Origin of the sequence: Aeromonas sp. sif2416, assembly GCF_019218665.1 — a bacterium.
Lineage (GTDB): Bacteria > Pseudomonadota > Gammaproteobacteria > Enterobacterales > Aeromonadaceae > Aeromonas > Aeromonas encheleia.
Genome location: NZ_JAHUXC010000003.1, coordinates 448,485 through 475,132, shown reverse-complemented (window position 1 = coordinate 475,132; position 26,648 = coordinate 448,485). Strand labels below are relative to the sequence as shown.

At 62.1% G+C, this 26,648-nt stretch carries 27 protein-coding genes and 1 tRNA gene; 11 read left to right on the top strand and 17 right to left on the bottom strand.

All coding sequences use genetic code 11. The features are described from left to right. Positions 1-2 precede the first annotated feature (2 nt). The 7 genes from KW821_RS08465 to pncC all read right to left on the bottom strand — a co-directional run bounded on the left by KW821_RS08465 (position 3) and on the right by pncC (position 6,977). A tRNA-Ser gene (locus KW821_RS08465) sits at positions 3-95 on the bottom strand. A 214-nt stretch (positions 96-309) separates the two neighbouring features. Further along, a complete protein-coding gene (csrA, locus tag KW821_RS08460) occupies positions 310-498 on the bottom strand; it encodes a carbon storage regulator CsrA (protein ID WP_005315760.1) in 189 nt (62 codons plus the stop codon). 93 nt (positions 499-591) lie between these two features. Beyond that, positions 592-1,839: an aspartate kinase gene (locus tag KW821_RS08455; RefSeq protein WP_042652049.1), complete on the bottom strand. Its 1,248-nt coding sequence runs from the start codon at positions 1,837-1,839 to the stop codon at positions 592-594. 16 nt (positions 1,840-1,855) lie between these two features. Further along, positions 1,856-4,480, bottom strand: a complete 2,625-nt coding sequence (alaS, locus tag KW821_RS08450) for an alanine--tRNA ligase (RefSeq protein ID WP_218291125.1) — start codon at positions 4,478-4,480, stop codon at positions 1,856-1,858. Between the two features lie 327 nt (positions 4,481-4,807). Beyond that, the gene (locus KW821_RS08445) at positions 4,808-5,308 is read right to left on the bottom strand and encodes a regulatory protein RecX (protein WP_218291124.1); all 501 of its coding nucleotides are present in this window, start codon (positions 5,306-5,308) and stop codon (positions 4,808-4,810) included. Positions 5,309-5,343: 35 nt separating this feature from the next. Next, complete coding sequence (gene recA, locus KW821_RS08440) at positions 5,344-6,405, bottom strand: recombinase RecA (protein WP_042652046.1); 1,062 nt, start codon at positions 6,403-6,405, stop codon at positions 5,344-5,346. A gap of 80 nt (positions 6,406-6,485) precedes the next feature. Further along, positions 6,486-6,977, bottom strand: coding sequence for a nicotinamide-nucleotide amidase (gene pncC, locus KW821_RS08435; protein WP_042652195.1), 492 nt, complete (start codon positions 6,975-6,977; stop codon positions 6,486-6,488). Between the two features lie 231 nt (positions 6,978-7,208). Between pncC and KW821_RS08430 the strand changes: the two genes are divergently transcribed. Both KW821_RS08430 and mutS read left to right on the top strand, forming a co-directional pair. Then, the gene (locus KW821_RS08430; RefSeq protein WP_232018896.1) at positions 7,209-7,616 is read left to right on the top strand and encodes a Spy/CpxP family protein refolding chaperone; all 408 of its coding nucleotides are present in this window, start codon (positions 7,209-7,211) and stop codon (positions 7,614-7,616) included. Between the two features lie 284 nt (positions 7,617-7,900). Beyond that, a complete protein-coding gene (gene mutS, locus KW821_RS08425) occupies positions 7,901-10,477 on the top strand; it encodes a DNA mismatch repair protein MutS (protein WP_218291123.1) in 2,577 nt (858 codons plus the stop codon). A gap of 78 nt (positions 10,478-10,555) precedes the next feature. On the opposite strand, the gene KW821_RS08420 is transcribed toward mutS, so the two are convergent. Both KW821_RS08420 and KW821_RS08415 read right to left on the bottom strand, forming a co-directional pair. Then, positions 10,556-12,154 carry a BCCT family transporter gene (locus tag KW821_RS08420; protein WP_042652044.1) on the bottom strand — a complete coding sequence of 533 codons (1,599 nt, stop codon included), beginning with the start codon at positions 12,152-12,154 and terminating at the stop codon, positions 10,556-10,558. 9 nt (positions 12,155-12,163) lie between these two features. Beyond that, positions 12,164-12,691 carry a hypothetical protein gene (locus KW821_RS08415; protein WP_042652193.1) on the bottom strand — a complete coding sequence of 176 codons (528 nt, stop codon included), beginning with the start codon at positions 12,689-12,691 and terminating at the stop codon, positions 12,164-12,166. 162 nt (positions 12,692-12,853) lie between these two features. Here KW821_RS08415 and KW821_RS08410 point away from each other — a divergent pair, with 162 nt between their 5' ends. Continuing rightward, complete coding sequence (locus tag KW821_RS08410; protein WP_042652043.1) at positions 12,854-13,324, top strand: MarR family winged helix-turn-helix transcriptional regulator; 471 nt, start codon at positions 12,854-12,856, stop codon at positions 13,322-13,324. A 70-nt stretch (positions 13,325-13,394) separates the two neighbouring features. Here the strand turns inward: KW821_RS08410 and KW821_RS08405 are convergent, their stop codons facing one another. Then, entirely contained in the window at positions 13,395-13,976 is a 582-nt protein-coding gene (locus tag KW821_RS08405; protein WP_042652042.1) for a YjaG family protein, read from the bottom strand. A gap of 160 nt (positions 13,977-14,136) precedes the next feature. Between KW821_RS08405 and KW821_RS08400 the strand changes: the two genes are divergently transcribed. Then, on the top strand, positions 14,137-15,081 hold the full coding sequence (locus KW821_RS08400) for a D-2-hydroxyacid dehydrogenase (protein WP_218291122.1): 945 nt from the start codon (positions 14,137-14,139) through the stop codon (positions 15,079-15,081). A 74-nt stretch (positions 15,082-15,155) separates the two neighbouring features. Here KW821_RS08400 and mepM read toward each other — a convergent pair whose 3' ends face one another. Further along, positions 15,156-16,493 (bottom strand): murein DD-endopeptidase MepM, encoded by a 1,338-nt coding sequence (gene mepM / locus KW821_RS08395; RefSeq protein WP_042652040.1) that lies wholly within the window; start codon positions 16,491-16,493, stop codon positions 15,156-15,158. Positions 16,494-16,763: 270 nt separating this feature from the next. On the opposite strand from mepM, the gene KW821_RS08390 reads away from it, so the two are divergent. Together KW821_RS08390 and KW821_RS08385 are read left to right on the top strand one after the other, a co-directional pair. Next, on the top strand, positions 16,764-18,062 hold the full coding sequence (locus tag KW821_RS08390; protein WP_218291121.1) for a LapD/MoxY N-terminal periplasmic domain-containing protein: 1,299 nt from the start codon (positions 16,764-16,766) through the stop codon (positions 18,060-18,062). Further along, positions 18,059-19,000, top strand: a complete 942-nt coding sequence (locus KW821_RS08385) for a TAXI family TRAP transporter solute-binding subunit (protein ID WP_218291120.1) — start codon at positions 18,059-18,061, stop codon at positions 18,998-19,000. Before KW821_RS08390 ends, KW821_RS08385 begins: the two co-directional genes overlap by 4 nt. On the opposite strand, the gene KW821_RS08380 is transcribed toward KW821_RS08385, so the two are convergent. Together KW821_RS08380 and znuA are read right to left on the bottom strand one after the other, a co-directional pair. Beyond that, positions 18,995-19,666 (bottom strand): transglutaminase-like cysteine peptidase, encoded by a 672-nt coding sequence (locus tag KW821_RS08380; RefSeq protein WP_218291119.1) that lies wholly within the window; start codon positions 19,664-19,666, stop codon positions 18,995-18,997. The two genes, KW821_RS08385 and KW821_RS08380, sit on opposite strands and share 6 nt — an antisense overlap. A 74-nt stretch (positions 19,667-19,740) precedes the next feature. After that, the gene (gene znuA, locus KW821_RS08375) at positions 19,741-20,655 is read right to left on the bottom strand and encodes a zinc ABC transporter substrate-binding protein ZnuA (RefSeq protein ID WP_218291118.1); all 915 of its coding nucleotides are present in this window, start codon (positions 20,653-20,655) and stop codon (positions 19,741-19,743) included. Between the two features lie 94 nt (positions 20,656-20,749). On the opposite strand from znuA, the gene znuC reads away from it, so the two are divergent. Continuing rightward, the gene (gene znuC, locus KW821_RS08370; protein ID WP_042652035.1) at positions 20,750-21,514 is read left to right on the top strand and encodes a zinc ABC transporter ATP-binding protein ZnuC; all 765 of its coding nucleotides are present in this window, start codon (positions 20,750-20,752) and stop codon (positions 21,512-21,514) included. A 20-nt stretch (positions 21,515-21,534) separates the two neighbouring features. After that, positions 21,535-22,314: a zinc ABC transporter permease subunit ZnuB gene (gene znuB / locus KW821_RS08365; protein WP_218291117.1), complete on the top strand. Its 780-nt coding sequence runs from the start codon at positions 21,535-21,537 to the stop codon at positions 22,312-22,314. A 29-nt stretch (positions 22,315-22,343) separates the two neighbouring features. Here the strand turns inward: znuB and KW821_RS08360 are convergent, their stop codons facing one another. Next, the gene (locus tag KW821_RS08360) at positions 22,344-23,234 is read right to left on the bottom strand and encodes a LysR substrate-binding domain-containing protein (protein ID WP_218291116.1); all 891 of its coding nucleotides are present in this window, start codon (positions 23,232-23,234) and stop codon (positions 22,344-22,346) included. 91 nt (positions 23,235-23,325) lie between these two features. On the opposite strand from KW821_RS08360, the gene KW821_RS08355 reads away from it, so the two are divergent. Beyond that, complete coding sequence (locus KW821_RS08355) at positions 23,326-24,183, top strand: DMT family transporter (protein ID WP_042652032.1); 858 nt, start codon at positions 23,326-23,328, stop codon at positions 24,181-24,183. Between the two features lie 17 nt (positions 24,184-24,200). On the opposite strand, the gene KW821_RS08350 is transcribed toward KW821_RS08355, so the two are convergent. Continuing rightward, positions 24,201-24,782, bottom strand: a complete 582-nt coding sequence (locus tag KW821_RS08350) for a uracil-DNA glycosylase family protein (protein WP_042652031.1) — start codon at positions 24,780-24,782, stop codon at positions 24,201-24,203. A gap of 101 nt (positions 24,783-24,883) precedes the next feature. Between KW821_RS08350 and rarD the strand changes: the two genes are divergently transcribed. Further along, a complete protein-coding gene (rarD, locus tag KW821_RS08345) occupies positions 24,884-25,777 on the top strand; it encodes an EamA family transporter RarD (protein ID WP_218291115.1) in 894 nt (297 codons plus the stop codon). Beyond that, a complete protein-coding gene (locus tag KW821_RS08340) occupies positions 25,762-26,130 on the top strand; it encodes a GIY-YIG nuclease family protein (protein WP_218291114.1) in 369 nt (122 codons plus the stop codon). The genes rarD and KW821_RS08340 overlap by 16 nt, the downstream gene beginning before the upstream one ends. A gap of 44 nt (positions 26,131-26,174) precedes the next feature. Here KW821_RS08340 and pspG read toward each other — a convergent pair whose 3' ends face one another. Further along, complete coding sequence (gene pspG / locus KW821_RS08335) at positions 26,175-26,393, bottom strand: envelope stress response protein PspG (protein WP_218291113.1); 219 nt, start codon at positions 26,391-26,393, stop codon at positions 26,175-26,177. Between the two features lie 48 nt (positions 26,394-26,441). Beyond that, the gene (locus KW821_RS08330; protein ID WP_218291112.1) at positions 26,442-26,648 is read right to left on the bottom strand and encodes a PspC domain-containing protein; all 207 of its coding nucleotides are present in this window, start codon (positions 26,646-26,648) and stop codon (positions 26,442-26,444) included.

Here is a 26,648-nt window from a genome sequence, read left to right as displayed (position 1 = left end):
AATGGCGGAGAAGGGGGGATTCGAACCCCCGATGCGGGTATAAGCCGCATACTCCCTTAGCAGGGGAGCGCCTTCAGCCTCTCGGCCACCTCTCCGTTTGCGGGGCTGATAATACTTCACAGGGATTTTTAGTCAAACACTTTTTTGGAGAAAACAGAGCGTTCGCTCAGCATTTGGTCAAAGAGTGGAATATTCAAACAATATCGGTACTTACCCTGTAGTTCCGCCCCCTGCAGGCCCATTCTGCCGGGCCAGAAAAACAAAAGGCGACACAGCAAGTGTCGCCTTAAAAGCAGCTATCGATGCGGCTTAGAAATTCGGTTGGCCCGGGACTTTCTCGGCCTGTATCCGCATGTAGATCTCTTCGCGGTGCACGGAGACCTCTTTCGGTGCGTTCACACCGATACGAACCTGATTGCCTTTAACGCCCAGTACGGTGACAGTCACTTCGTCACCAATCATCAGGGTTTCCCCTACACGACGAGTCAAAATAAGCATTCGCTTGCTCCTGTATCCTGTTTTGTATTTATATCGATATGCGACATTATCTTACAAAGATACCGATATGGTAAATGGTTGAAACTAAATCAATCAGGGATTGTTCCCCAAGGGCTGCTCATGAGGCTCATTATCCAGCCCGAAAGCGGAGTGCAACGCGCGCACCGCCAGCTCCAGGTACTTCTCGTCAATCACTACGGATATCTTGATTTCAGAGGTGGAAATCAACTGCATGTTGATCCCCTCCTCGCCCAATACCTTAAACATGGTGCGAGCGACGCCGGGGTGATTCCACATGCCGACCCCAACGATGGAGACCTTGGCGATCTCCCCGTTGCCCTGCACGCAGGCGGCCCCCAGCTCGGTGGCGGTCTCCTCCAGCAGCGCACGGGCCCGGCGATAGTCATCCCGATTCACCGTGAAGGTAAAATCGGCGGTGCCATCCCCCAGGGTGTTCTGCACTATCATGTCGACATCAATGTTGGCATCGCTGATCGGATTGAGGATCTGCGCCGCCACGGTGGGCCTGTCCGGCACACCCAGAATGGTCAGGCTGGCCTCATTGCGATTGAACGCGATGCCGGATACCAGGGGTGCTTCCATCCTCTCATCTCCATATGTGATCAAGGTTCCCTCTCCGTCGACAAAACTCGACAGCACCCGCAGTGGCACGCGGTACTTGCCCGCGAACTCCACCGAACGGATCTGCAGCACCTTGGCCCCCAGGCTCGCCATCTCCAGCATCTCCTCGAAGGTGATGGTGGAAAGGCGCCTGGCCTTGGGCTCGATGCGCGGATCAGTGGTATAGACCCCATCCACATCGGTAAAGATCTGGCATTCATCGGCCTTGATGGCCGCCGCGACCGCCACCGCCGTGGTATCCGAACCGCCACGCCCCAGGGTCGTGATGGCGTTGTGCTCATCGCGGCCCTGGAAACCGGCGATCACCACCACCTTGCCCGCGCTCAGTGCAGACTGAACCTGCTCGGTATCTATGTGGCTGATCCTGGCCTTGCCATAGGCGGAATCGGTGTGGATACGCACCTGATCACCGGTCATTGAGACCGCAGCACAACCCCGTTTGTTCAACGCGATTGCCAGCAGCGCTATGGTGACCTGCTCACCGGTGGAGACCAGCACATCCATCTCGCGCCGATTGGCATCAGGATCCAGTTGCTGGGCCATGCCCAGCAACCGGTTGGTTTCGCCCGACATGGCGGACACCACCACCACCACATCGTGTCCTTGGGCTCGGCTCAGCTGAACCCGCTCAGCCACCGCCTCGATCCGCTCCAGCGTGCCGACCGAGGTGCCGCCGTACTTCTGTACATAAAGTGCCACAGATCACCTCGCCCGTTTACAGGCGCTCTTCCAACCAGGAGTGAACGGATTGCAGCGCCGCCGGCACGGCTTCTGGCTGGGTTCCCCCCGCCTGGGCCATGTCGGGACGACCACCGCCCTTGCCGCCCACCTGCTGGGCCACCAGGTTGACCAGCTCGCCGGCCTTCACCTTGGCGGTCAGATCGTTGGTCACACCGGCGATCAGGTTGACCTTGTCATCGCTGCAGGTCGCCAGCAGCACGACACCGGACTTCATCCGGTTCTTCAGCTCGTCCAGCATGCCGCGCAGGGACTTGGGATCGGCCCCGTCCAGTGCGGCGATCAGCACCTTCTGACCCTTGATCTCGACCACCTGGCTCAGCAGGTCGCTGCCGGCCTGAGCGGCCAGCTTGGCCTTGAGCTGCTCCAGCTCGCGTTCCATCATCCTGGACTTGTCCAGCAGCTGGCGCACCTTGCTGCCGATGGAGAACTGATCCCCTTTCACCAGGGCCGCGGCTTCTTCAAACTGCTCTGCCAGCTGGTGCATGAAGTCGATGGCGCCCTTGCCGGTCACCGCCTCGATGCGGCGCACCCCGGCGGCGACACCGCTCTCGGCGATGATCTTGAAGAAGCCGATGTCACCGGTACGCTTGGCGTGAGTACCGCCACACAGCTCGGTGGAGTAGTCACCCATGCGCACGACCCGCACATCGTCTTCATATTTCTCGCCAAACAGCGCCATGGCGCCGGCGGACTTGGCCGCTTCCAGATCCATCACCTGGGTGACGACATCGTGGTTGGCACGGATCTGGGCGTTGACCAGCTCCTCAACCCGGCGAATGGTCGCCATGGTCAGGCCTTCGAAGTGGGAGAAGTCGAAGCGCATGCGATCGGCCCCGACCAGCGAGCCCTTCTGGGTCACGTGATCACCCAGCGCCTGGCGCAGGGCTGCGTGCAGCAGGTGGGTGACCGAGTGGTTCAGGGCCACGGCCTGGCGGCGCTCCCCATCGACCACGGCTTCCACCACGGCCCCCTTCTCCAGGGTACCCAGCTCCAGATAGCCCTTGTGAATGATGGCCTTGCCCGCTTTCTGGGTGTCGGTCACGGCGAAGATGCCGTCATCCACCTTGAGGATGCCGCTGTCACCCACCTGGCCGCCGGATTCGGCGTAGAAGGGGGTCTCGGCCAGCACGATCACGGCTTCTTCACCGGCGATCAGGCCGCTCACTTCAATAGCATCCTTGTAGATGCCGACCACCTGAGTCGTTTGGCTCAGCTGCTTGTAACCGGTAAATGGGGTCTCGAAATCGAGTTTCAACACCTCGTTGTAGTTCACACCGAAGCTGGAGGCCTCTTTCGCACGGGCGCGCTGCTTCTCCATCTCGACACGGAAACCTTCTTCGTCGATGCCGATCTCGCGCTCGCGCACCACATCGGCGGTCAAGTCCGCCGGGAAGCCGTAGGTGTCATACAACTTGAACACCACCTCGCCCGGGATGACCTTGGCATCACCCAGGTTCGCCAGCACGTCCTCCAGCAACAGCAAGCCGCGATCCAGAGTGCGGACGAACTGCTCTTCCTCGATGCGCAACACGCGCTCGACCAGCGGCAGCTGGGCGATGAGTTCAGGGCCTACGTCCTTCATCTGCACCGCGAGCTCGGCGGCCAGCTTGTAGAAGAACACCTCGGTGGCACCCAGCTTGCGACCGTGGCGCACGGCGCGGCGGATGATACGGCGCAGCACATAGCCACGACCCTCGTTGGAGGGCATGACACCGTCTGCCACCAGGAAGGCGCAGGAGCGGATGTGGTCGGCGATGACGCGCAGGGACTGATTGCTCAGATCTGTGGTGCCGACGATCTCGGCCGCCTTCTTGATCAACGCCTGGAAGATGTCGATCTCGTAGTTGGAGTGGACGCCCTGCATGATGGCGGAGATACGCTCCAGACCCATGCCGGTGTCCACAGACGGACGGGGCAGCGGTTCCATGGTGCCGTCGGCCTGACGGTTGAACTGCATGAACACCACGTTCCAGATCTCGATGAAACGGTCGCCGTCCTCTTCCGGTGAACCGGGAGGGCCACCCCAGAGGTGATCGCCGTGGTCATAGAAGATCTCGGTGCAGGGGCCGCACGGACCGGTATCGCCCATCTGCCAGAAGTTATCGGAGGCAAAGGGGGCGCCCTTGTTGTCGCCGATGCGTACGATGCGCTCGACTGGCACGCCCACTTCGTTTGCCCAGATGTTGAAGGCTTCATCATCCGTTTCATACACGGTGACCAGCAGGCGCTCTTTGGGCAGCTTGAGGGTCCCGGTCAGGAATTCCCAGGCAAAACGGATGGCGTCCTGCTTGAAATAGTCACCGAAGCTGAAGTTACCCAGCATCTCGAAGAAGGTGTGGTGACGAGCGGTATAGCCGACGTTTTCCAGGTCATTGTGCTTACCGCCGGCCCGCACGCAACGCTGGGCCGTGGTGGCCCGGTTATAGGCACGCTTGTCGGCGCCAAGGAAGGTATCCTTGAACTGGTTCATACCTGCGTTGGTGAACAGCAGGGTCGGGTCGTTATGCGGCACCAGCGAGCTGGAGGAGACAACCTGGTGCCCCTGGGAGCGGAAATACTCGAGAAACGCTGAGCGCAACTCTGACGTGGACATATACATGGGAAATCCTGCTTGATTCGAATACGGACTTTTAACCGCATTAATGTAAGTTTTCTGCGGGGTAAAGTAAAACGCGCAGGCCCGCCATGGGTGAAAAAGCACGCATCGCGGACGGACTCTCAGATTAGCAGGGGAAAGGAGCCATGAGGCAGGAAGAAGAACGAGAGGCGGAAAGGTGTCGTTTGTAGCGCTAGGGCCCACCAGCGCCGGGCCGACTCGGCAAGCACCGCCGGGGAATTTGTTTGGAGCATCCTCCATTCGGCCAGCTAATCGCCCCTATTGCACTCAGACCAGTCAGGCAATAAGTGGCCGGTATGAACCGGGTCGTTACTCGCCCTGCTCCTGCATGGCCGAGATGGCATGACGGGCCTGATCCTGATTGAAGCCTCGCCCGAGCAGATACTTTAGCCACTTCATCCGCAACTTGAAGTCGCCCAGATCGCTCGCCCTGGCCCGACGTTGCAGCAGCTCGGATGCCAATTCGAACCAGTCCAGTTCAGGCTGCTCGAATGCGGTCTCTATCTGGGCATCGCTGAGCCCCTTGCGGCGCAGATCGAAGCGGATCTTGATGGGGCCCTGCCCCTTGGTGGCACCGGCCCGCACCGCCATGGCGCCATAGCGTTCGTCATCGATCCAGTGGTAGCCGCGGCAATAGTCGAGCACCGCCTCTATCACCTCTGCGTTGAAACCCTGCCTGCGCAGTCGGCCGGCCAGCTCGGACTCGGCACTCTCGCGGCGAGCCAGGCTGCGCATGGCAAAGGTACGGGCCGCGGCGAACAGCTCCTCAAACGAGGGTTCGACGGGTTCGGGTATCGATTCATCAGCCATAAATGACAAGGCCGGGGGTTAGCCCGGCCTTCCTGTTATTCGAACTCTTGTTCGCTTTCGGCTTCGAGCTCGTCAGCGTCAGCCGCCACCGGCTTCTCGGCCGGCACATCACCGGAGAGCAGCAGCTCACGCAGTCTGGCTTCGACCTCGGCCGCCATCGCCTTGTTCTCGGAGAAGAGCTTCATCACGTTGGCCTTGCCCTGACCGATCTTCTCGCCGTTGTAGCTGTACCAGGCACCGGCCTTGTCGATCAGCTTGTGCTTGACGCCCAGATCCACCAGCTCGCCCTCCTTGGAGATACCGACACCGTAGAAGATCTGGAACTCGGCTTGCTTGAAGGGAGGGGCCACCTTGTTCTTGACTACCTTGACGCGGGTCTCGTTACCGACCACCTCATCGCCGTCCTTGATGGCGCCGATGCGACGAATGTCGAGACGCACTGAGGCGTAGAACTTGAGCGCGTTACCACCCGTGGTGGTCTCGGGGCTGCCGAACATGACGCCAATCTTCATCCGGATCTGGTTGATGAAGATACAGAGGCAGTTCGCGTTCTTGATGTTGGCGGTCAGCTTGCGCAGCGCCTGGGACATCAGGCGGGCCTGCAGACCGACGTGGGAATCCCCCATCTCGCCTTCAATTTCCGCCTTCGGCGTCAGGGCGGCCACCGAGTCGACGATGATGACGTCGACCGCGTTGGAGCGCACCAGCATGTCGCAGATCTCCAGCGCCTGTTCACCGGTATCCGGCTGGGAGATCAGCAAATCATCGACGTTGACGCCCAGCTTGGCGGCATAGATGGGATCCAGCGCGTGTTCCGCATCGATGAAGGCACAGACCTTGCCTTTCTTCTGGGCTTCCGCGATCACCTGCAGGGTCAGGGTTGTCTTACCAGATGATTCCGGACCGTAGATCTCGACGATACGACCACACGGCAGGCCGCCGATGCCCAGCGCCACGTCCAGGGAGAGGGAACCGGTGGAGATGGCTTCGATGTCCATGGTCTTGCTGTCGCCAAGACGCATGATTGAACCCTTGCCGAACTGCTTTTCAATCTGGCCCAGCGCAGCCGCCAGTGCCTTCTGTTTGTTCTGATCCATGCCAATCTCCGCTGGGAATCGTGATGAAGAAGTGAAGTCGGGCTAAGTATACTGTCTATTCATACAGTATCAAGCCCAATTTATCTGAGCAGGGCCAACAGCCCGGACAATGCCTGCCTGACCGCCTGCTGGCGAACCTGGCGCCGGTCGCCGTCGAAGCGGGCCAGCAAGGAGTGCTGACGCCCGCTCTTGTCCGCCCAGGCGAACCAGATGGTGCCAACCGGCTTGTCGTCGCTGCCGCCACCCGGCCCGGCGATGCCGCTGATGGCGACGCTGATCCCCGCGTCGGAGCGCGCCAGCGCGCCCCTGGCCATCTCCAGCACCACGGCCTCGCTGACGGCACCGTGGCGCAGCAGGTTGTCGATGCTGACCCCCAGCATCTGCTGCTTGGCCTCATTGGTGTAGGTGACGAACCCCCGATCGAACCAGCCTGAGCTGCCCGCGATGTCGGTGATGGCGGTGGCGACGCCGCCGCCGGTGCAAGACTCCGCCGTGGCGGCCAGCCAGCCCCGCGCCGTCAGCGCCTCGCCCAGCTCCCGGGATAAGCGGGCGATCTCTGTCTCAAGCCCCATCATCAATGCCCTCTTTGGCCAAACCCGGCTTCATTATGCGATCGCCCCGGACCCCGAGCAACCAACCAGCTCCCCCGTGGCGACCGGTTCAGACCAGGGACAGCAGCTGTCGCAGGCTTTATGCATAACGCCCAGCACATCAACAAGTTGTCATCGCTTAAGCTTCAGTACATGGGGGCTTCCTATAATCAGCAAGCACCGCCATGAGCGCGGTTCCAATGGAGAAAATAGATGAAGCATCAATTTAAAGTCGCCATGGCTGCCCTGGCGATCTGTTTTGCCACCAATACCATCGCCGCCGAAAGCGCCCCCGAGCTGCAGAGCGAGACCACTCTGGCACAGGAGCTGAACCTCTCCTCCGCACAAGTGGAACAGATCAAGGGTCTGCGTGAGCAGGCAGTCAAGAACATGAGCTCGGTCAAGCTCGATGCCATCGGTCAGGACGTCATCGTCAACATGATCAAGACCGGCAAGTGGGACGAGGCCGCCGCCAAGAAACAGCTGCAAACCATCAGCAGCGTGCAGGCCGAAGCCCGCTACTATCGCGCCCATTACCTGTTCGAAGTGAGCAAGGTGCTGACCGCCGAGCAGAAAACCAAGCTGCACGAGATGCTGAGTGGCGGCGAGGCCATGTACTAAGGGCTCATCCTGACGCTCTGACCACAATCCCCGCGCTGATGGCGGGGATTTTGATCCCCTTCTTTCCCGCGTATTAACAACCCCTCACAAGCACTAGCCTCCGGGTTCCCAGCTGACCACACCACTAAACTCAGCCCTCTTTACCCTCTCCCTCCCGCACGACCCAGACGCCCCAAAGACAGAGATAACTCCCCACCATCCGGCCCTGAGCATGTAGAATGGCCGCCAGATTCAGACCCATTACGGCAGACGCTTGCCCGCAAGAGCACCCTCTGGAACAGAACATGACAGCACAGCACCAAGCCACCGGCGCCAACCTGAGCGCCCACACCCCCATGATGCAGCAGTACCTTGGCCTCAAGGCCGAGAATCCCGAGATCCTGCTGTTCTACCGGATGGGCGACTTCTACGAACTCTTCTATGACGATGCCCGCAAGGCCTCCCAACTGCTCGACATCTCCCTGACCAAGCGCGGCCAGTCGGCGGGCAGCCCCATTCCCATGGCGGGGGTGCCCTATCACGCCATCGAGGGTTACCTGGCCAAGCTGGTGCAGCTCGGCGAGTCCGCCGCCATCTGCGAGCAGGTGGGGGATCCCGCCACCAGCAAGGGGCCGGTGGAGCGCAGGGTCGTCCGCATCATCACCCCGGGCACCGTCTCCGACGAGGCGCTGCTCTCGGAGCGCCAGGACAACCTGATCGCCGCCGTCTACCACGACGGTCGCCGCTTCGGCTACGGCACCATGGACATCGGCTCGGGCCGCTTCTTCATCAACCAGTTCGACAAGGAAGAGACGTTACTGGCGGAGCTGCAACGCACCAATCCGGCCGAGCTGCTCTACCCGGAGTCCTTCGAGTTCCTGCGCCACGTCGAGGGCCGCCGCGGCCTGCGCCGTCGTCCCGAGTGGGAGTTCGAGCTTGGCACCGCCCGCAAGCTGCTGTGCCAGCAGTTCGGCACCCAGGATCTGGTGGGCTTCGGGGTCGAGCAGAGCGAGACGGCGCTCTGCGCCGCCGGCTGCCTGATGCAGTACGTGAAAGACACCCAGCGCACCGCCCTGCCCCACATTCGCGGCGTGCGCCTCGAGCAGCCGGATCATGCGGTCATCATGGATGCCGCCACCCGCCGCAACCTGGAGCTGACCCAGAACCTGGCGGGAGGCTATGAAAATACCCTGAGCGATGTGCTGGATCGCACCGCCACCCCCATGGGCAGCCGCCTGCTCAAGCGCTGGATCCACCAGCCGATCCGCGATCGGGTGATCCTCAAGGGGCGCCAGAGCACCATCCAGAGCCTGATCGAGCAGAACCTCTATGACGATCTCGGCAGCCTGCTGCGCCAGGTCGGCGACGTGGAGCGGGTGCTGGCCCGCCTCGCCCTGCGCTCGGCCCGCCCGCGCGACCTCACCCGATTGCGCCAGGCCTTCCAGCAACTGCCCGAGCTGCAACGCCAGCTGGCCGATAGCCAGCACGAGGCGGTGCAACAGCTGGCCGAGCGGGCCAGCACCTTCCCCGAGCTGCTGAGCCTGCTGGAGCGCGCCGTGATGGAGGTGCCACCGGTGCTGATCCGCGATGGCGGCGTGATCCGCGATGGCTTCAACCAGGAGCTGGACGAGCTGCGGGATCTGGCCAACGGCGCCACCGCCAGCCTGGCCCGCATCGAGGAGCGCGAGCGGCTGCTGACCGGCATCAACACCCTCAAGGTGGGTTACAACAGGGTGCACGGCTTCTACATCGAGGTGAGCCGCGCCAACAGCCAGCTGGTGCCGGCCCACTACATCCGCCGCCAGACCCTCAAGAACAACGAACGCTACATCATCGACGAGCTGAAGAAATACGAGGACAAGGTGCTCACCGCCCAGGCCCAGGCGCTGGCGCTGGAGAAGCGGCTGTACGAGGAGCTGCTCGACAACCTGCTGCCTCACCTCGGCGATCTGCAGGAATCCGCCGCCGCCCTGGCGGAGCTGGATGTGCTCGCCAACCTGGCGGAGCGGGCCGAGACCCTGGACTATCGCTGCCCGCAGCTCATCGACGAGGAGCAGATCCTGATCGAGGCGGGCCGCCATCCGGTGGTGGAGCAGGTGATGAGCGATCCCTTCATCGCCAACCCGATCCGGCTCGATCGGGCACGGCGCATGCTGATCATCACCGGCCCCAACATGGGCGGTAAGTCCACCTACATGCGCCAGACCGCCCTCATAGTGCTGCTGGCCCATATCGGGGCCTTCGTGCCCGCCGACAGCGCCCGCATCGGCCCCATCGATCGCATCTTCACCCGCATCGGGGCGTCGGATGATTTGGCGTCAGGAAGATCCACCTTCATGGTGGAGATGACCGAGACCGCCAACATCCTCAACAACGCCACCGCCCGCAGCCTGGTGCTGATGGACGAGATCGGCCGTGGCACCAGCACCTACGACGGTCTGTCGCTGGCCTGGGCCTGCGCCGAACAGCTGGCGAGCAAGATCGGCGCCTACACCCTGTTTGCCACCCACTACTTCGAGCTGACCCGCCTGCCGGAGTTGATGGATGGCCTGGCCAACGTCCATCTGGACGCGGTTGAACACGGCGATACCATCGCCTTCATGCACGCGGTGCAGGAGGGGGCGGCCAGCCGCTCCTACGGCCTGCAGGTGGCGGCGCTGGCTGGGGTGCCCAAATCGGTGATAAGCCAGGCCCGCCACAAGCTGGCGGAGCTGGAGAGCGCGACCCCGGTCCATGCCAGCCAGGCCTCAAGCGGCGTGCGGCCCATGCCCGTGATCACCCAGCCCCATCCGGTGGTGGACGAGCTGGCATCCGTGCGGCCCGACGAGCTGAGCCCCCGCCAGGCGCTGGATCTGCTCTATCGCCTCAAGCAGTTGCTGTAACCCGCCCGGCCGACGCCACAGACAAAAAAGGGGAACCTCGCGGTTCCCCTTTTTCATTGCGCGCCTTGCCCTGGAGCATCAGGCCGGACCTATGCGATCCAGCAGGCTCATGTGGGAGGAGCTGTCGTGGCGCTTGAGGTTCTGCCGGTATTCGAACTGGTGCTGGCTCTCCTGCTTGAGGCCCAGCATCAGCGAATAACACATGGCCAGCATGATCAGCGAGAACGGCAGCGCGGCTATGATGCTGGCCGCCTGCAGGGCCGCCAGTCCGCCGGACACCAGCAGGATGGCGGCTACCAGCCCCTGGCCCAGCCCCCAGATGGCGCGGTGCAGCACGGGAGGCTCCTGATCGCCGATGGAGAGCAGGGTGGTGATGACCAGCGTGCCCGAGTCACTGGAGGTGATGAAGTAGGTGCAGATCAGCAGGGTCAACACCCCCTTGGCGATCCAGCCGAAGGTGTCCCAGTGCAGCAGCTCCACCGTCTGATAGAGCGCCAGGGTCACATCCTGGTTGACCGCAGCCACCACGCCGCCACCGCCGAACAGCTCCAGGTTCATGGCAGTACCGCCAAACACGGTGAGCCAGAACATGCCGAGCAGGGAGGGCACCAGCAGCACGCCGAGCACGAACTCACGGATGGTGCGGCCCTTGGAGATGCGGGCGATGAACATGCCGACGAAGGGGGCCCAGGCTATCCACCAGCCCCAGTAGAAGGCGGTCCAGCTCGATTGCCAGGCCGAGGTGCCGTTGGCTTCGGTGTTGGTCCAGAAGCTCAGTTTGACGATGTTCTGCAGGTAGTCGCCGATGTTCTGCACATAGGCGTTGAGGATGTAGGTGGTCGGGCCCAGCACCAGGAAGAGAGCGAGCACGAACACGCTGAGCCAGATGTTGAGCTCGGAGAGCAGCTTGACCCCGCGCCCCACCCCGGAGACCGCCGACAGGGTGGCGATCAGACTGATGCCGCCGATGAGCCAGAGCTGGTTGCTCTGCGAGACCCCCATGCCGAACATCTGGTTGAGACCGGTGTTCATCTGGGAGACGCCGAGGCCGAGGGAGGTCGCCACCCCGAACACAGTGCCGAATACCGCCAGCACGTCGGCGGCATGGCCCCAGAAGCCGTAGATCCGTTCACCCAGGATGGGATAGAGCACCGAACGGATCGCCAGCGGCAGCTTGCGGCGATAGCTGAAGAAGGCCAGCGACAGGCCGACGATCACATAGATGGCCCAGGGATGCAGACCCCAGTGGAAGAAGGTGAGCCGCATGGCGACCTGGGCCGCCTCCGGCGTCATCCCCTCGGTGATGAAGGGATTGCCCTGCAGGTGATTCATGGGCTCGGCGATGCTCCAGAACACCAGACCTATGCCCATGCCGGCGCTGAACAGCATGGAGAACCAGGCGAAGTAGCCGAACTCCGGTACCTGGTCGTCGTCGCCCAGTCGGATGCTGCCGAAACGGCTGAACATCAGATAGACGGCGAAGAACAGAAACAGGGCGACGACCAGAATGTAGTACCACTTGAAGCCGGCGATGATCTGATCCTTGGCGCCGACGAACCAGGCAGCGGCCGTCTCGGGAACGAACACGCCAAACAGCAGAAACAGGGTCACGACGGTGAGGGCCGTCATGGCCATGGTGGGGTTGAGGCCTTTCAGTAGCCCTTTGGTTGCTCTCATCGGGCCTCCTTAGTCATTGTTGAAAAAATCTTCGCCCACGTGCTCGCCCGCACCACCGATGGCGCGATAGACCATCTGGCCCGCCGCCTGGGCACGGTGATCCACCAGGGTGACCGAAGGCTGGCCGTTCACCGCGTGGCGTTTGCCGAGGAAGATGGCCATGGGCACGCCCAGATTGGAGATGCCACTGGTGATCCAGAGCCGGTTGAAGTCGTAGGAGCCACCGATGAACTCGAGCTGGGCCAGGCCGGTGTCGAGGCCGGTCAGGTAGAAGTTCATGGCGCTCTCGTCGGGGAACAGGTGCACCAGCACATAGGCATAGCGTATTTCGTTCACCAACTCCTTTAGACTGAAAGCACCTGTGTCGCTGTAGGAGAGCGGCAGCTCGCCATCATAGTGGTGCACTTTCAGGTTGTTGGGGTCTTCATCATAGGCGGGCTGATAACGCACGAAAGCCGAGGTATCCGGCAGTTCATAACGTACTCTGACCACCCGGAGATCGGCAACCAGCGACTTGATATCCAGATCGTTGCTCATCATTTCGTTCCTCAAAATCGGGTTATAATTCGGAAATTACCCGATAACCTAACACAAAAATCATTAGAGCAGAAATCATTAGACCAAAAACCATATTGACCTTGTGACGAATTAGGCGGAGAATTTTGCGCCTCTCAACTGCTCCCCAATGACTCAAACCCCATGGAAAAACATGATGAAGTGCTGGTCGCATTGCGCCAGATCATCCGTGCCATCGACATGCACTCCAAGCGCTTGATCAAGGAAGCCGGGCTGACCTCGCCGCAGCTCCTGCTGCTCAAGGGGATCAACGAGCTGGGGCAGATCTCCATGCGCCAACTGGCCGACCACACCAACATGAGTCAGGCCACCGCGACCACCATCATGGACCGGCTCGAGAGCCGCCAGCTGGTGCAGCGCATTCGCAGCGAAACCGACAAGCGCAAGGTGCATGCGACACTGACTGACGCGGGTCGCGCCCTGCTGGCGCAGGCCCCCACCCCGCTGCAGGAGAGTTTCATCCAGCGCTTCCAGGCGCTGGAAACCTGGGAGCAGAGCCTGCTGCTCTCCTCCCTGCAGCGGATCTCGTCGATGATGAATGCCCACGAGATCGATGCCGCACCTGTGCTGAGCGTCAGACCGCTCACCGAGTAGCAGGCATAAAAAAAGCTCCCGAACGGGAGCTTTTTTGCATGGGGCTTTTTCTACAGCACCCGTGGCGGGGTCACTCTTCCAGGCTGATGCCGATGTTGGAGACACCGTCCTGAGCCGCGAAGGTGCGGATCGCCAGGATGCGATCGCTGTCGCGCTCATGGGCCACCCGCTTGAGCAGCTCGACCTGAAACTCCAGCTCGGCCTCGATGTACTCGTGCTCGTAGAGCTCCTCATCGGTCAGCTCGCGCTCTTCCAGCATCTCGATGAAACCGGCCACCGTGCCCACCGAGGCATGGCTGGCATCTTCGGCTTCCTCGCCGACCCGGCAGATCACCGAGTTGTAGGCGCAGCCCAGTGCCACACAGGCATCCAGCGCCGGATAGGCGCCATAGGATTCGAACTTGCTGGGTTCCGGGATATAGACTTCAAACGCCTCCAGAATGGCGCCCAGATTGACGCGGGATCCCTTCACGGTGAGGTAATTCCACATCTGATCCAGCGCGTTGCGGAATGCCTTCGCATCACCGAAACCGGCGGCCTGGCTAAACAGCGCATAGTTGGGGTACATGCGCTCTGCCAGCGCCAGGGTGTAGACGGTCTGTTGCCAAGGCTGTAGCTCGGCCAGTCGCTTATAAAACTTGTCACCAAACACTGGAGTCGGATCCTTTGCAAAATGTGGGGCAGATTGTAGCCCACGAGGGGCCCTGCGAAAACGAAAAAGCGGCCTGGTCGGCTATCTTGCCCGATCAACTCGGGTAAGATGAGGACAGTACCTCCTCCGCCGTGCCGTAAACATGATAAGGAACAAGAGTATGAGCCAACGTACCCTGCTTCTGCTCAGCCAGGACAACAACCACTATGAGCGCCTGCTCAAGGCCGCCCGCCTTCCCCATCTGCACATACTGCGGGCCGACAACCAGGCCGAGGCCGAGAAACTGATCGGCGAGGCCCACATCCTGATGGCCGAACCGGCGCGGGCCAAGCCGCTGCTGGCCAAGGCCGACAAGCTGAGCTGGATGCAGTCCACCTATGCCGGGGTCGATGTACTGCTGGACGCCAGCTGCCGCCGCGACTATCAGCTGACCAATGTGCGCGGCATCTTCGGCCCGCTGATGAGCGAGTACGTGTTCGGCCAGCTGCTCAGCCTGTCGCGCCAGCTGCCGCTCTATCGCGAGCAACAGCAGCAGCGACTGTGGCAGAGCCATCCCTATCAGGGGCTCAAGGGACGCACCATGCTGATCCTGGGCACCGGCAGCATAGGCCAGCATATCGCCAACACCGCCAAGCACTTCGGCATGAAGGTGCTCGGCATCAGCCACAGTGGCCACGAGCGCGCCGGCTTCGATCAGGTTTATCAGCTGCCGGCCCTCAACAAGATGCTGGCCCAGTCCGACATCATCGTCAGCGTCCTGCCCTCGACCCGCGAGACGCGTCACCTGTTCACCGCGGCCCGCTTCGCGCACTGCAAGCCGGACGCCATCCTGTTCAACGTCGGCCGGGGCAGTGCCATCCACGAAGGCGATCTGCTGGAGGCGCTGCGCGGTGGCAAGCTCGCCATGGCGGTACTGGATGTGTTCGAGCAGGAACCCCTGCCCGCCGACAGCCCACTCTGGCACCAGCCCAATCTGATCATCACCCCGCACAACAGCGCCTACAGCTTCCCGGAGGATGTGGCCCAGATCTTCGTGCGCAACTACATTCGCTTCATCGATGGTCAGCAGCTGGATGGACGGATCGACTTCGACAAGGGCTACTGAGTACGACGCCGGTCCCAACGAAAAGGCCCCGCCAGACTGGCGGGGCCTTTTTCATGGCCGGGATGAAACCGGGCTCAGCCCGCTGCCATCTCCTTGCGATAGCCCTTCACCTTGGCGAGGAACTGGCGCTTGTCCTTGCCGCTGAGGGGTTCTGCCATCGGCAGCTTGACCTTCATGGCATCGACCGGGCGGTTGTTGATCCGCACCTCATAGTGCAGGTGAGCACCAGTGGAGCGCCCAGTGTTGCCGGAGAGCGCGATCTTGTCACCCATCTTCACCCGCTGACCGGGTTTCACCAGCAGCTTGCTCAGGTGCAGATAGCGCGTCATCAGGGTGCGACCGTGCTTGATGACCACATAGGTACCGGCCAGCGGGTGGCGGGTCGCCTTGAGCACCACGCCATCCCCGGTAGCCATGACAGGCGTGCCGACCGGCAGGGCGAAGTCGGTGCCCTCATGCGGACGGACCTGGCCGGTGATCGGGTGGCGCCGGTTCGGGTTGAAGCTGGAGCTGACCCGGTAGCGGCTGTGGGTCGGATAACGGCGGAAGCCGCGCTCCAGACTGTTGGCCTGACCGTCATAATAATTGCCATCTTCCGACAGCCAGGCCGATACCGCCTTGCCCTGGCTGAACACTTCCACTCCCAGCAGCTGGGTGTTGCCCGTACTCTTGCCCTCGACCGTCTCCTGGCGGACCAGCACCTTGAACTTGTCGCCCTTTTGCAGATCCTTGGCGAAATTCAGCCGCCACTGGAACAGGTTGGCAATCTTCTGGATATGGTTCGCCGGGATCCCCGCATTGCGGGCACTGACATAGAAGCTGCCGTTGATGATGCCGTCATAGCTCTTCTGCTGCCACTGCACCTCTTCATTGAGCATGTTGGCGCTGTAGCTGTCGTCGGTGCGCTCCAGCACCAGGGTCTGCTTGATGTTCAAGCGGATCTTCAGCTGCTGCAGAATGTTGTCCTGATCGATCAGCAACTCTATGGTCTGGCCGGGCTTGAGGCGGGCCAGATTGTTCTTGGCATCCGCATCCAGCACCTTGTAGAGGGTGGTGGTCGAGAGCCCCAGATTGTTGAAGATGGTGGTCAGGTTTTCACCGTTGCGCACCCGGTAATCCTGCCACTGGGGCGTCGCATCGGCCGGAATGTCATCCTCCGGTGTCGCGGCCTCTACCAGCTCGTGATCCGGGATATCGTTGAAGTCGGTGTTGTCTTCGTTGGTCGCTGTGCCAGTAGTGGCGATCGGCAACTCCAGACGCAGTGGCCGCTCCAGGATGTCACCCGGGGCTGGCAATACCGCTACCGCTGACAGCGTCATGGCCGTGAGCAATAACATGGCATAAAAATGTTTGCGGGGAACCGGGGGTTCCCAGTTGGCAGCCTGTGCTACCAAGGGACGGAGACGTTTCATCCGCTATCCTGTCATTAGATCTAAGGGTGGTAGTAAGGGGTCTGTTTTTATGTTTTTTTCTTATGAAAACCGAATATCTGGGTTTTAGACCTAATTACTCACAAAAAGTTCATAGCAATACGCATGAACCTCACATTTTATGCATAACTTCCTGTCATGGGCAGAAATCATCGCCGCTTTTAGTCATTTTTTTCTATTTTTAAGACCCGGGCCCGGTTGTTATTGCCCTCTAGCAACAAGATGTTGCGAAAAAATTGCCACGGAGTGGGTATGTCATTAGCAAGATTGTTAAATGTAATCATCCTGATCCTGTTCACCCTGGGTGCCATCCTGCTGCTCATGCTGGAGATCACCACGGTACGGCAATCCATCCTCGATCAGATGTCGGCCAACCTGGAGACGGCCATCACCGCCCTCGGCCTGGTGCTGCAAGGCACCCTGCTCAACGATGACAAAGTGCTGGCGGAAACCATCGTCAATGCCATGTTCGACGGGGGCTTCGTCAGCTCGGTCACGCTGCTGGATCCCGATGGCCAGCTGCTGTTCCAGAAAGTCTTCCACACGGCCCAGCAAAATATTCCCAGCTGGCTGCCGGCCGTCGTCCACATGCCGCCGGTCAAGATCGAGCAGGAGCTCACAGATGGCTGGCGCATCCTCGGCACCCTCACCCTTGAGGGCCACGAAGGCTATGCCTACCAGCACCTGTGGAATGCCATCAGCCGCACCGGGCTGGCCTTGCTGTCCGGCCTGGTGGTCCTGATCCTCATCATCCAGTGGGTATGCACCCGCCTGCTGCGCCCCCTCGAACAGGTCAGCCTGCAGCTGATGCAGGTTCGTCAGCGCCGCTTCAGTGGCAACCTGCCCACCCCCTGGCTGCAGGAACTGCAGGAGGTCGTGGTGTCGATCAACCAGCTGGTCTCCGAGCGCAAGCGGGATCTGCTCCAGCAGCGGCTCAAGATCACCCAGCTTGGCAAACAGCACGAGCCCCACATCAGCCAGAAACTGATGGCCCTGACAGAGACAGCAAGCGGCATGTATCTGCAACACTTCATCTCCACCCAGGGGGAGATCAGGCTGTACAGCCGGCTGCTTCCCCAGCGGCCACCGACCGTCGACAGCTCACCGGACGAGATCCGGGCCCTGCTCAACCATTGGCTGGCACAGAAGGCGGAGGGGCTGCAGCTCCCCCTCAGCCTGCTCAATCATCCTGACTGGGCACAGTTTTCTTCGTCCCTGGCCAGCGGCAAGGGCAAGACCCTGGACTGGCGCTGGGATCTCGCCCTCTTCCCGCCCCTTGCCGAGGAGCGCCTGACGGCCCTGCAGGCCCAGGGGGTCGAGATGGCGTTCAGCAATGTGCCCATGAACAACGACAACCTGACCAGACTCGATCCCATCAATCCGGTGTTCATCAGTTGCCAGCTGACCCAGGCCCCGCTCTACTGGAATCTGCTCTCCCAGTGCCTGCATGCGTCCGGCTATACCCTGTTGGCAGAAGCCAGCGAAATCAATGACATCAATACACTACGCAACTGGGGCATAGATGGTTATGCCAGCCAGGAGGCATCATGAGACCCATTCTGCCGTTACTCGCCCTGCTGTGGCTGCCCTCCTTGCAGGCCACCACAATGACCATAGGGACCGGGGGGGAACAGGGCATCTATTACCAGGTCATCAAGGAGTTCTGCCGCCTGGCAGGCAAGAGCGACCCGGATCTGAAATGCAGACTGCAGGCCAGCTCGGGCTCCATCGAGAATCTTCGCCTGTTGCAGGCGGGAGGGCTCCCCTACGCCATAGTGCAGTCAGACTGGCTCTATCAGGCCAGCCACGGCACCGGCCCCTTCAGCAAACTCCCCCAGCCTGAGCTGCGGGCTCTGTTTGCCACCCATGCTGAGCCTTTCACCCTGGTGGTGCGGGCCGATGGCGACATCAGCAAGCTGGACCAGCTCAAGCTGGCCCCCATCGACATGGGGCTGAAACACTCGGGCACGCGCCAGACGGCGCTGGCGCTATTTTCTGCTCTGGGTGCAAAGGAGCAGGATCTGGATCTGAAGAGCGTGGCCAATCTGGCCGAGGCGCTGTGCAGCAAGCAGATCGATGCCTATGGGCTGGTGATGGGGCACCCGAACCGGATCGTGCTGGAGACGGCCAAGCGTTGCGCCATCCACTTCCTGCCCATCGAGGGGCCGGTGCGGGATCAACTGCTGAAGGGGGTGAAGTATTACCAACGCAGCCAGGTGCCTGCCCGCATCTATCCTGGCAACCTGAAGGCCACCCCCACCTTCGCCATCGCCGCCACCCTGGTCACCAATGCCAGCACCACGGATGCCGACGTGTATCGCCTGACCAGGGCCATGCTGAGCCAGCAGACCAGCTTCAACGAGCAGACCTACGGCTACGCCAACCTGTTCCACAAGGCGCGCAACAAGATAGGCCCGGTGCTGAGCATCGAACAGCATCCGGGGGCAGCAAAGTATTTCGAGGAGTTGAAAGCGGCCGGCAAGTTATAGCTGGCGACGGGGGGTACGCAGGTGCTCGCTGGAGAACCGACTCTGCATCGAGGTCCACTGGGTCAGGCGATCGGCGCTCCCCGCCAGGGTGCCCTCACGCCGTGACTTCATGACCCAGATGCTTTTGGCATCGAAGCTGTAGACGGGTTGCAGATCGTTGCGCTGGCTACCGGGCAGGATGCGGCCATTGATGTTGTCCAGCACCAGAGGGTCGGACTTGGTGGTCGAGAAGTAGAGCGTCACCATGTGAAACTGGTTGTACCGGACCGCCTTGACATAGGCCAGCCGCAGCTTCTGCTCGTCAACCCCCAGCTCTATCAGGGTGTAGTACTTGGAGATGCTGTAATCCTCACAGTCCCCACCCCGGGCCCCGATAAACTCCAGCGGGTTGGCCCAGTAATCCTCCTCCCCCCACAGCCTGGGATCGTCACTGAAGGTCAGGTTGTTGAAGTAGTTGTTCACCAGCTCCAGCTTCTGCTGATCCGTCGTGCCGGCCCTGGGGGTAAGCAGTCGAGAAAACGCCTCCGCCCGCTGCAACACCTTGCCGCCATAGACCGCCTGCAGCTTGGTCTTGAGATCCGGGCTGGCGACGTAATTGGACAGTTGGGAGGCCTGCACGGAGGCACATGCCAGTGCCAGTGTGCAGGCGGGGACGAGCCATTTCATAGGAGACGCTCCGTGTCATGCGCTGGAGGTCAGTATAGTCAGGCCTGACTAGGGCATCGACGCGGCAGCCACCTTTAGCGGCACTGGGCGAAGGCGTTGGCCAGCTGCTGCATGAACTGCGGATAACCATCCGGGCCGAGCGGCACCTGCTCACCGACCTCATCCAGCAGCAGCACCTTGGCGCCGGTGTTGCGGGCGACCGATTCGATCACCGCCGGCGAGAATTGCGGCTCGGCATAGATGCAGCTCGCCTGCTTCTCCTCCAGCGCCTTGCGGATCTCCACCAGGGTCTTGGCGCCGGGGCGACGCTCCGGACTCACGGTGAAGTGTCCCTTGGAGCTCATGCCGTAGTGGCGCTCCCAGTAACCATAGGCTTCGTGGAACACGAAATAGCCCTTCTGGTTCACCACCTTCATCTGCCCGGCGATGACCTTGTCCTTGGCGTCGACCTTGGCCTGGAAGGCCAGCAGGTTGGCGCGATAGCGCTCCGCATTGCCCGGATCCCGGGCGCTCAGCGTCTCGCTCATCGCCCTGGCGATCACCAGCGCCTGGGTTGGTCCCAGCCAGATATGGGGATCCACCCCTTCGTGATGGTGGCCCTCGTGCCCGTCATGATCGTGGCCTTCATGCTCCTCATCGGCCGGCTCCTCATGCCCGGCCTGCTTGCTGTAGTCGAACAGCGGCATGCCCTCGACCCGGGTCAGGGTCAGCACATGGGGATGCTTGGCCAGCGGCTTGGCCATGAAGCCTTCCAGCTCGGGGCCGACCCACACCACCAGATCGGCCTCGTTGATGCTGCGAATGTCGGAAGGGCGCAGGGCGAAGTCGTGGGGGGAGGCGCCGGTCGGCAATAGCACCTTGGGCTCACTCACGCCGTCGGTGATGGCAGCGGCAATGAAACCGAGCGGTTTGATGGTGGTCAGTACCTCGAGGGCACGAACAGGCAGACTCACCGCCAGCAGGGCGGTGATCAGGGTAAGAATTCGCATAGAGATCTCGTCAGGAAGTGAGTGTGTGATAATATAACAAACCAACGTTATTGTTATATTATAACTCTCACTGGCTGTAAACCCCGGAGCTGTCATGACCCAACTGGTGGAGCTGAAAGAGGTCTGTCTCGCGTTTGACGGACGTTCCGTGCTCGACAAGGTCTCCTTTACCCTGAATAAAGGCAAAATCACCACCCTGGTCGGCCCCAATGGCGCGGGCAAGAGCACCCTGAGCAAGCTGGTGCTGGGCCTGCTCAACCCGGATTCCGGCAAGATCATCCGGCGCCGCGATCTGCGGGTCGGCTATGTGCCACAGCGCCTCTATCTGGATCCCACCCTGCCGCTGACGGTGCGCCGCTTCCTGCAGCTTGGCAAGAATGGCCGCCTCTCCATCGACGAGGCACTGAATCGGGTCGGCGCCCAGGATCTGCTGGACAACCGGATGCAGAAGCTCTCCGGTGGCGAGATGCAGCGGGTGCTGCTGGCCCGCGCCCTGCTGGTCAAGCCCGAGCTGCTGGTGCTGGACGAGCCGGTGCAGGGGGTGGACATCAGCGGCCAGATCGAGCTCTATGCCCTGATCGGTCAACTGGCGGCCGAGCTCAACTGCGCCGTGCTGATGGTCTCCCACGATCTGCATCTGGTGATGGCCAGCACCCACGAGGTGATCTGCCTCAATCGCCACATCTGCTGCCACGGCGAGCCGGAAAGCGTGGCCCGCCACCCCGAATTCGCCCGCCTGTTCGGGCGCCCGGAGCAGGAGGTGCTGGCGGTCTATACCCACCATCACCACTGTGACGGTGAACATCATCATCACGAGCCGCAGGCCCCGGTCATCCGCCTGCCCTCTCGCAATCGTTAAGCACGGCTAAGGACATTCAAGTGGACAGCTTTCTGTTATATGCCCTCGCGGCAGGTCTCGGCATCGCCCTGCTGGCCGGGCCTCTCGGCAGCTTCGTGGTGTGGCGCAAGATGGCCTACTTCGGCGACACCCTCTCCCACGCCTGCCTGTTCGGCATAGCGCTCGGCATACTGCTGCAGGTGGATCTCACCCTGGCGGTGGTGGTCTGCTGCCTCGCCATGGCCATGCTGCTGGTGGTCATGAGCCGCAACCAGCAGGTGGCCACCGACACCCTGCTCGGCATCCTGGCCCACAGCGCCCTGTCCCTTGGCCTGGTGACGCTGAGCTTCATGGATAACGTGCGGGTGGATCTGATGGCCTACCTGTTCGGCGATCTGCTCTCGGTGCAACCCATGGATCTGCTCTGGATCTACGGCGGCGGCGCCCTGGTGCTGCTCACCCTGTGGCGGCTGTGGGATCCCCTGCTCTCCATGACCATCTCGGAGGAGCTGGCGCGGGTGGAAGGGATCCGGGTCGACGTGCTGCGCTGCGTGCTGATGCTGCTGATCGGGCTGGTGATTGCGGTGGCCATGAAGTTTGTCGGCGCGCTGATCATCACCTCCCTGCTGATCATCCCCGCCGCCACCGCCCGCCGCTTCAGTCAGACCCCGGAGCAGATGGCCGGCTTTGCGGCGCTGATCGGCTGTCTGGCGGTGCTGGGGGGGCTCAGCCTCTCCTGGTTCCAGGACACCCCGGCCGGCCCCTCGGTGGTAGTCTGCGCCACCAGCCTGTTTATCCTGAGCCAGTTCAAGAAGGCCTGATCACCGGCGCGTCGGGGCTGCGCCTTGGCCTATAGCGGCATGCTCTGGCGCGTCTCCATCATCAGCCATTGGCGCAACCGGCTGATGGCGGGCTCATGGGCCCGTGAGCGCTTGCAGGTGAAGTAGAACGCATCCCCCGTCACCAGCTGGTGGACCGGCAAGGCCACCAGCTGGGGATCATCCGGCCGCAGCATATAGTCATTCACGAACGCCACCCCCTGATCCCAGGCCGCCGCCTCCATCGCCAGCAGCACATGGCTGAAGTGGTGCATGCGCGCCTGCTCCGGTATGACCAGACCGCCCGCCTGGGCCCAACGCTGCCAATCCTCCCCCCGCGCCTTGTAGATGGACTGCACCGACAACAGCGGCAACTGCCAGATGGCCTGTGGCCACTCACCCTCGACCTGCTGCAGCAGGCGGCGGCTGCAGACCGGGAACAGCCGCTCCTGATAGATGAGATCGTGACAATAGCCGCGACCGTGTGGGGAGACGGTGATGAAGCAGTCCGCCACCCGATCGGAGAGCTCGGGATCTTCCGCCACCATCTCCAGGCTGAGATCCAGCTCGGGATAGAGCTGACGCAGCCCGGCCAAGCGTGGGATCAGCCACTTCACCGCAAAGGAGCTGTAGACCGCGAGCCGCAGCCGCATCTCGCCGCCCCCGCGCAGCTGTTCGCTGCTCTGGGATATCTGGCCGAGCCCGGCCGCTATGCCCTCGAAATAGATCTCTCCCTGGGTGGTCAGTGACAACAGGCGCCCCTGACGCAGCAGCAACCGCTCCCCCAGGAAATCCTCCAGCAGGCGGATCTGGTGGCTGACCGCACTCTGGCTGACGTTCAGCTCGAGGGCCGCGCGGGAGAAACTGAGCAAGCGGGCGACCGCCTCGAAGTACTGGACGGCGCGCAGGGGGGGCAGCTTCATTATCCAAAATTCTCATAGATGGTGATTTTTTATCATTTTACTGGATAACTAGCCCCAGGCTACCCTCCCCTCATCTAACGTGGGAGGTGGTATGAATGCAGTCGGGATCGGCATCCTTTATCTGGTGCTGGGCAACATGGTGGCGGTCTTTTCCGATGCGCTGGTCAAGGTACTGGATCCGAGCCAGCCGGTGTTCCAGTTCGTGTTCTTTCGCCAACTCTCCGCCGCCCTCTTGCTGGCCCCCTGGCTGCTCTGGTCCTGGCGACGCAACCCGCCGGTGGCGCTCAAGTGGCATCTGTTGCGGGCCCACATCTGGGCGATCGGCGTCTGCCTGATGGTGGTCGCCCTCACCCGCTTGCCGCTCGCCACCGCCAATGCCCTGTTTTATGCGGCGCCGCTGCTGATGGTGCCGCTCGCGGTCTGGCTGGCGGGGGAGGCACTGTCGCGTCAGAAGGTGCTGACGGCCTTGGTGGGCTTCATCGGGGTGCTGATCGTGCTGCGCCCGACCGAGGTGAACTGGGCCGCGCTGGCGGCGCTCGGGGTGGCGCTCTCCATGGCGGTCAACAACCTGCTGATCAAGCGGATCCCGCTCAAGCAGCCCATCGCCCAGACCCTGTTCTTCACCAACGTGCTGAGCATGCCCATCATACTGGCGCTGGCCTGGTGGGAAGGGGGAACCTGGCAGTGGCAGATGTGGTGGCCCGCCTTCGGCTCGTCGGCGCTGATCATGGTCTACGCCGGGCTCTGCGTGGTGGCCTATCGCAAGGCGGAGGCGAGCAAGATCGCCTCGGCGGAGTACACCGGCCTGCTGATGGCGGTGGCCATCGGGGTGTGGCTGTTTGACGAGCAGCCGGGTCTGCCGCTGCTGCTTGGCTGCCTGTGCATCATACTGCCGCTGGTCGCCATGGCCCGCGGCAAGCCAAAACCCCTGGCCGAGCCGGTGGTCTGACGCAGCAGGCTACAGGGTCACCCCAGCAGGGGGGCGACCCTGAGTCGCAGGTGAGGAACCACCTCCTGCTCGAACCAGGGGTTCTTCTTGAGCCAGAAGGTATTGCGCGGTGAGGGATGCGGCAGTGGCAGCCAGGCGGGGCCATAGTCGGCCCAGCTGTGCACAGTCTCGGTGAGCGAGCCCTTGCCCGCCGCACCCAGATAGTAATGCTGGGCGTACTGGCCGATGAGCAGGGTCAGCTCTATATGGGGCAGCAGCATCAACACCTTGTCATGCCAGGTCGGCGCACACTCGGGTCTGGGCGGCAGATCCCCCGACTTGCCCTTGCCGGGATAGCAGAGCCCCATCGGCATGATGGCAATGCGGGACTCGTCGTAGAAGGTGGCCTTGTCCACCCCGAGCCAGTGGCGCAGCCGATCGCCGGAGGGATCATCCCAGGGGATGCCGCTGGCATGGACACGGGTGCCCGGCGCCTGACCGATGATAAGCAGGCGGGCACTCTCGGCGCCACGGATCACCGGCCGCGGCCCCAGTGGCAGATGGGCCTCGCACAGCCGGCAGGCCCGGATCTGTTCAAACAGCATGTCGAGTCGGTTCATGGCCCGATGGTAGCAGACTTTCCCCCTCTATCCTGCTTGTGAAACCGCCGGCAGCTACTTATCATGCGGCCACATTTGTTTAATTTAATAAACGGAAAGCGATGAAGAACTGGATGGGCACCGGCAGTGCGGCCCTCTCCTTCCTGCTGTGGGGCATGCTGCCGCTCTATTACCAGTTCATGCCCGAGGTCAACATGTGGGAGCTGCTCTCCCACCGGGTGCTCTGGTCGGCCGTGCTGCTGGGCGGGCTCTTCCTGCTGCTCGGCTATCGGCTGCCCTGGGCACGGCTGCGCAGCGAGCCGCGCCAGCTCGGCCTCATCCTGCTGGCGGGCCCCGTCATGTCCGTCAGCTGGTGCATGTTCACCTGGTGCCTGACCACCGGCCAGGTACTGGCCACCAGCCTCGCCTTCTTCATGACGCCACTGTTCAACATCGTATTTGCCGTCATTTTCCTGAGGGAACGGCTCAGCCCGCAGAAGCACCTGGCGGTCGCCCTGGCCCTGGCGGGGTTGGCCTACATGCTGTTCTCCTACGGCCAGTTGCCCTGGTTCTCCCTCATCATGGGCGCCAACTTCGCCTTCTACGGCCTGCTCAAGAAGAAGGTGCACTATGATGCCGGCGTCAGCCTCTATCTCGAGTCCCTGGTGCAGCTCCCCGTCGCCCTGCTGATCATCGGCTGGCTGGGCCTGCACGGCACCAGCCAGTTTATGGCCGGGGACTGGGCCGACAGGCTGCTGCTGATGGGCAGCGCCCCCGCCACCCTGCTGCCGGTGGGCCTGTTCTGCTACGCCGTGGCGCGCACCCGCATGAGCACAGTGGGGCTGCTGCAATACATAGAGCCCAGCCTCGCCTTCCTGCTCGCCATCTTCTGGTTCGGCGAGACGGCGGATCCGGTGAAGTCGGTGGGCTTCGCCTTCGTCTGGGCCGGCCTGCTGATCAGCCTGCTGCCCCTGCATCTGCTCAAGCGGAGCCGAGTCGAATGGCACAAACCCTGATCGCCCCCACCACTGTCGATCGGCCGACGGCACGCTGGTTTATCTATCTGGTGCGCACCGGCGCGGGCGCGCTCTACACCGGCATCAGCACGGATCCCGAGCGGCGCCTGCGCCAGCACCAGAGCGGCAAGGGCGCGCGCGCCCTGCGTGGCAAGGGACCGCTGGCACTGGTGTGGCAGCAAGAGCTCGCGGACAAGGGGAGCGCGCTGCGCCTCGAATACCGGCTCAAGCAGCAGAGCAAGGCATTCAAGGAGCGGCTGCTGTTCGAGCCTCAACTGTGGAGCGACTGGCATCAATCCTGGCTGGCAAGCACCGCCGCCGATCCCAAGACGACCAACCACCTGGCGCCATAAAAAAGGCCACTGCGAGCAGTGGCCAGGGTCCGACAGCAGGGAGGCTAACGGTAGGTGTTCGACTGCTTGCGCCTGTTGCTGAGCAACCAGCACACCACCAGCAGTAACAGCAGCCAGGGCGCCAGCTTGATGATGAGGGCAAACATGCCAGCCAGGGCGCCAAACAGCACGAAGACCCCGCTCACCAGCAGCATGGCCAGCACGGTAAATCCGGTCAGCGCCATGGTCACCAGCACCAGCATCAAAACGATAAATTCCAGCATGGGTTGCTCCTCACCAAGGGTGTCTTGCCGACTGGGCTGATCCTGGGATCAATCCAAACAGCGCTTCAATTCACGACGGGGCGGCATGATCAGTACCGCCAGCAGGTAGGCGGCCAGGGCCAGGGGCGGCATCAGGATCAGACTGAGCAACGCCAGGACCCGCACCGTCACCCGCGAGATCCCCAGCCCATTGGCCAGGCCGGCACAGACCCCGGTCAGCTTGCGATGGGCCAGATCCTTGGGCCAGGGGCTCAT

What these genes read in the sequence shown, in the direction of transcription:
- csrA (WP_005315760.1), bottom strand. Translation starts at nt 498, where the DNA reads ATGCTTATTTTGACTCGTCGTGTAGGGGAAACCCTGATGATTGGTGAC.
- alaS (WP_218291125.1), bottom strand. Translation starts at nt 4,480, where the DNA reads ATGTATATGTCCACGTCAGAGTTGCGCTCAGCGTTTCTCGAGTATTTC.
- KW821_RS08445 (WP_218291124.1), bottom strand. Translation starts at nt 5,308, where the DNA reads ATGGCTGATGAATCGATACCCGAACCCGTCGAACCCTCGTTTGAGGAG.
- recA (WP_042652046.1), bottom strand. Translation starts at nt 6,405, where the DNA reads ATGGATCAGAACAAACAGAAGGCACTGGCGGCTGCGCTGGGCCAGATT.
- pncC (WP_042652195.1), bottom strand. Translation starts at nt 6,977, where the DNA reads ATGGGGCTTGAGACAGAGATCGCCCGCTTATCCCGGGAGCTGGGCGAG.
- KW821_RS08430 (WP_232018896.1), top strand. Translation starts at nt 7,209, where the DNA reads ATGAAGCATCAATTTAAAGTCGCCATGGCTGCCCTGGCGATCTGTTTT.
- mutS (WP_218291123.1), top strand. Translation starts at nt 7,901, where the DNA reads ATGACAGCACAGCACCAAGCCACCGGCGCCAACCTGAGCGCCCACACC.
- KW821_RS08420 (WP_042652044.1), bottom strand. Translation starts at nt 12,154, where the DNA reads ATGAGAGCAACCAAAGGGCTACTGAAAGGCCTCAACCCCACCATGGCC.
- KW821_RS08415 (WP_042652193.1), bottom strand. Translation starts at nt 12,691, where the DNA reads ATGAGCAACGATCTGGATATCAAGTCGCTGGTTGCCGATCTCCGGGTG.
- KW821_RS08410 (WP_042652043.1), top strand. Translation starts at nt 12,854, where the DNA reads ATGGAAAAACATGATGAAGTGCTGGTCGCATTGCGCCAGATCATCCGT.
- KW821_RS08400 (WP_218291122.1), top strand. Translation starts at nt 14,137, where the DNA reads ATGAGCCAACGTACCCTGCTTCTGCTCAGCCAGGACAACAACCACTAT.
- mepM (WP_042652040.1), bottom strand. Translation starts at nt 16,493, where the DNA reads ATGAAACGTCTCCGTCCCTTGGTAGCACAGGCTGCCAACTGGGAACCC.
- KW821_RS08390 (WP_218291121.1), top strand. Translation starts at nt 16,764, where the DNA reads ATGTCATTAGCAAGATTGTTAAATGTAATCATCCTGATCCTGTTCACC.
- KW821_RS08385 (WP_218291120.1), top strand. Translation starts at nt 18,059, where the DNA reads ATGAGACCCATTCTGCCGTTACTCGCCCTGCTGTGGCTGCCCTCCTTG.
- KW821_RS08380 (WP_218291119.1), bottom strand. Translation starts at nt 19,666, where the DNA reads ATGAAATGGCTCGTCCCCGCCTGCACACTGGCACTGGCATGTGCCTCC.
- znuA (WP_218291118.1), bottom strand. Translation starts at nt 20,655, where the DNA reads ATGCGAATTCTTACCCTGATCACCGCCCTGCTGGCGGTGAGTCTGCCT.
- znuC (WP_042652035.1), top strand. Translation starts at nt 20,750, where the DNA reads ATGACCCAACTGGTGGAGCTGAAAGAGGTCTGTCTCGCGTTTGACGGA.
- KW821_RS08360 (WP_218291116.1), bottom strand. Translation starts at nt 23,234, where the DNA reads ATGAAGCTGCCCCCCCTGCGCGCCGTCCAGTACTTCGAGGCGGTCGCC.
- KW821_RS08355 (WP_042652032.1), top strand. Translation starts at nt 23,326, where the DNA reads ATGAATGCAGTCGGGATCGGCATCCTTTATCTGGTGCTGGGCAACATG.
- KW821_RS08350 (WP_042652031.1), bottom strand. Translation starts at nt 24,782, where the DNA reads ATGAACCGACTCGACATGCTGTTTGAACAGATCCGGGCCTGCCGGCTG.
- rarD (WP_218291115.1), top strand. Translation starts at nt 24,884, where the DNA reads ATGAAGAACTGGATGGGCACCGGCAGTGCGGCCCTCTCCTTCCTGCTG.
- KW821_RS08340 (WP_218291114.1), top strand. Translation starts at nt 25,762, where the DNA reads ATGGCACAAACCCTGATCGCCCCCACCACTGTCGATCGGCCGACGGCA.
- pspG (WP_218291113.1), bottom strand. Translation starts at nt 26,393, where the DNA reads ATGCTGGAATTTATCGTTTTGATGCTGGTGCTGGTGACCATGGCGCTG.
- KW821_RS08330 (WP_218291112.1), bottom strand. Translation starts at nt 26,648, where the DNA reads ATGAGCCCCTGGCCCAAGGATCTGGCCCATCGCAAGCTGACCGGGGTC.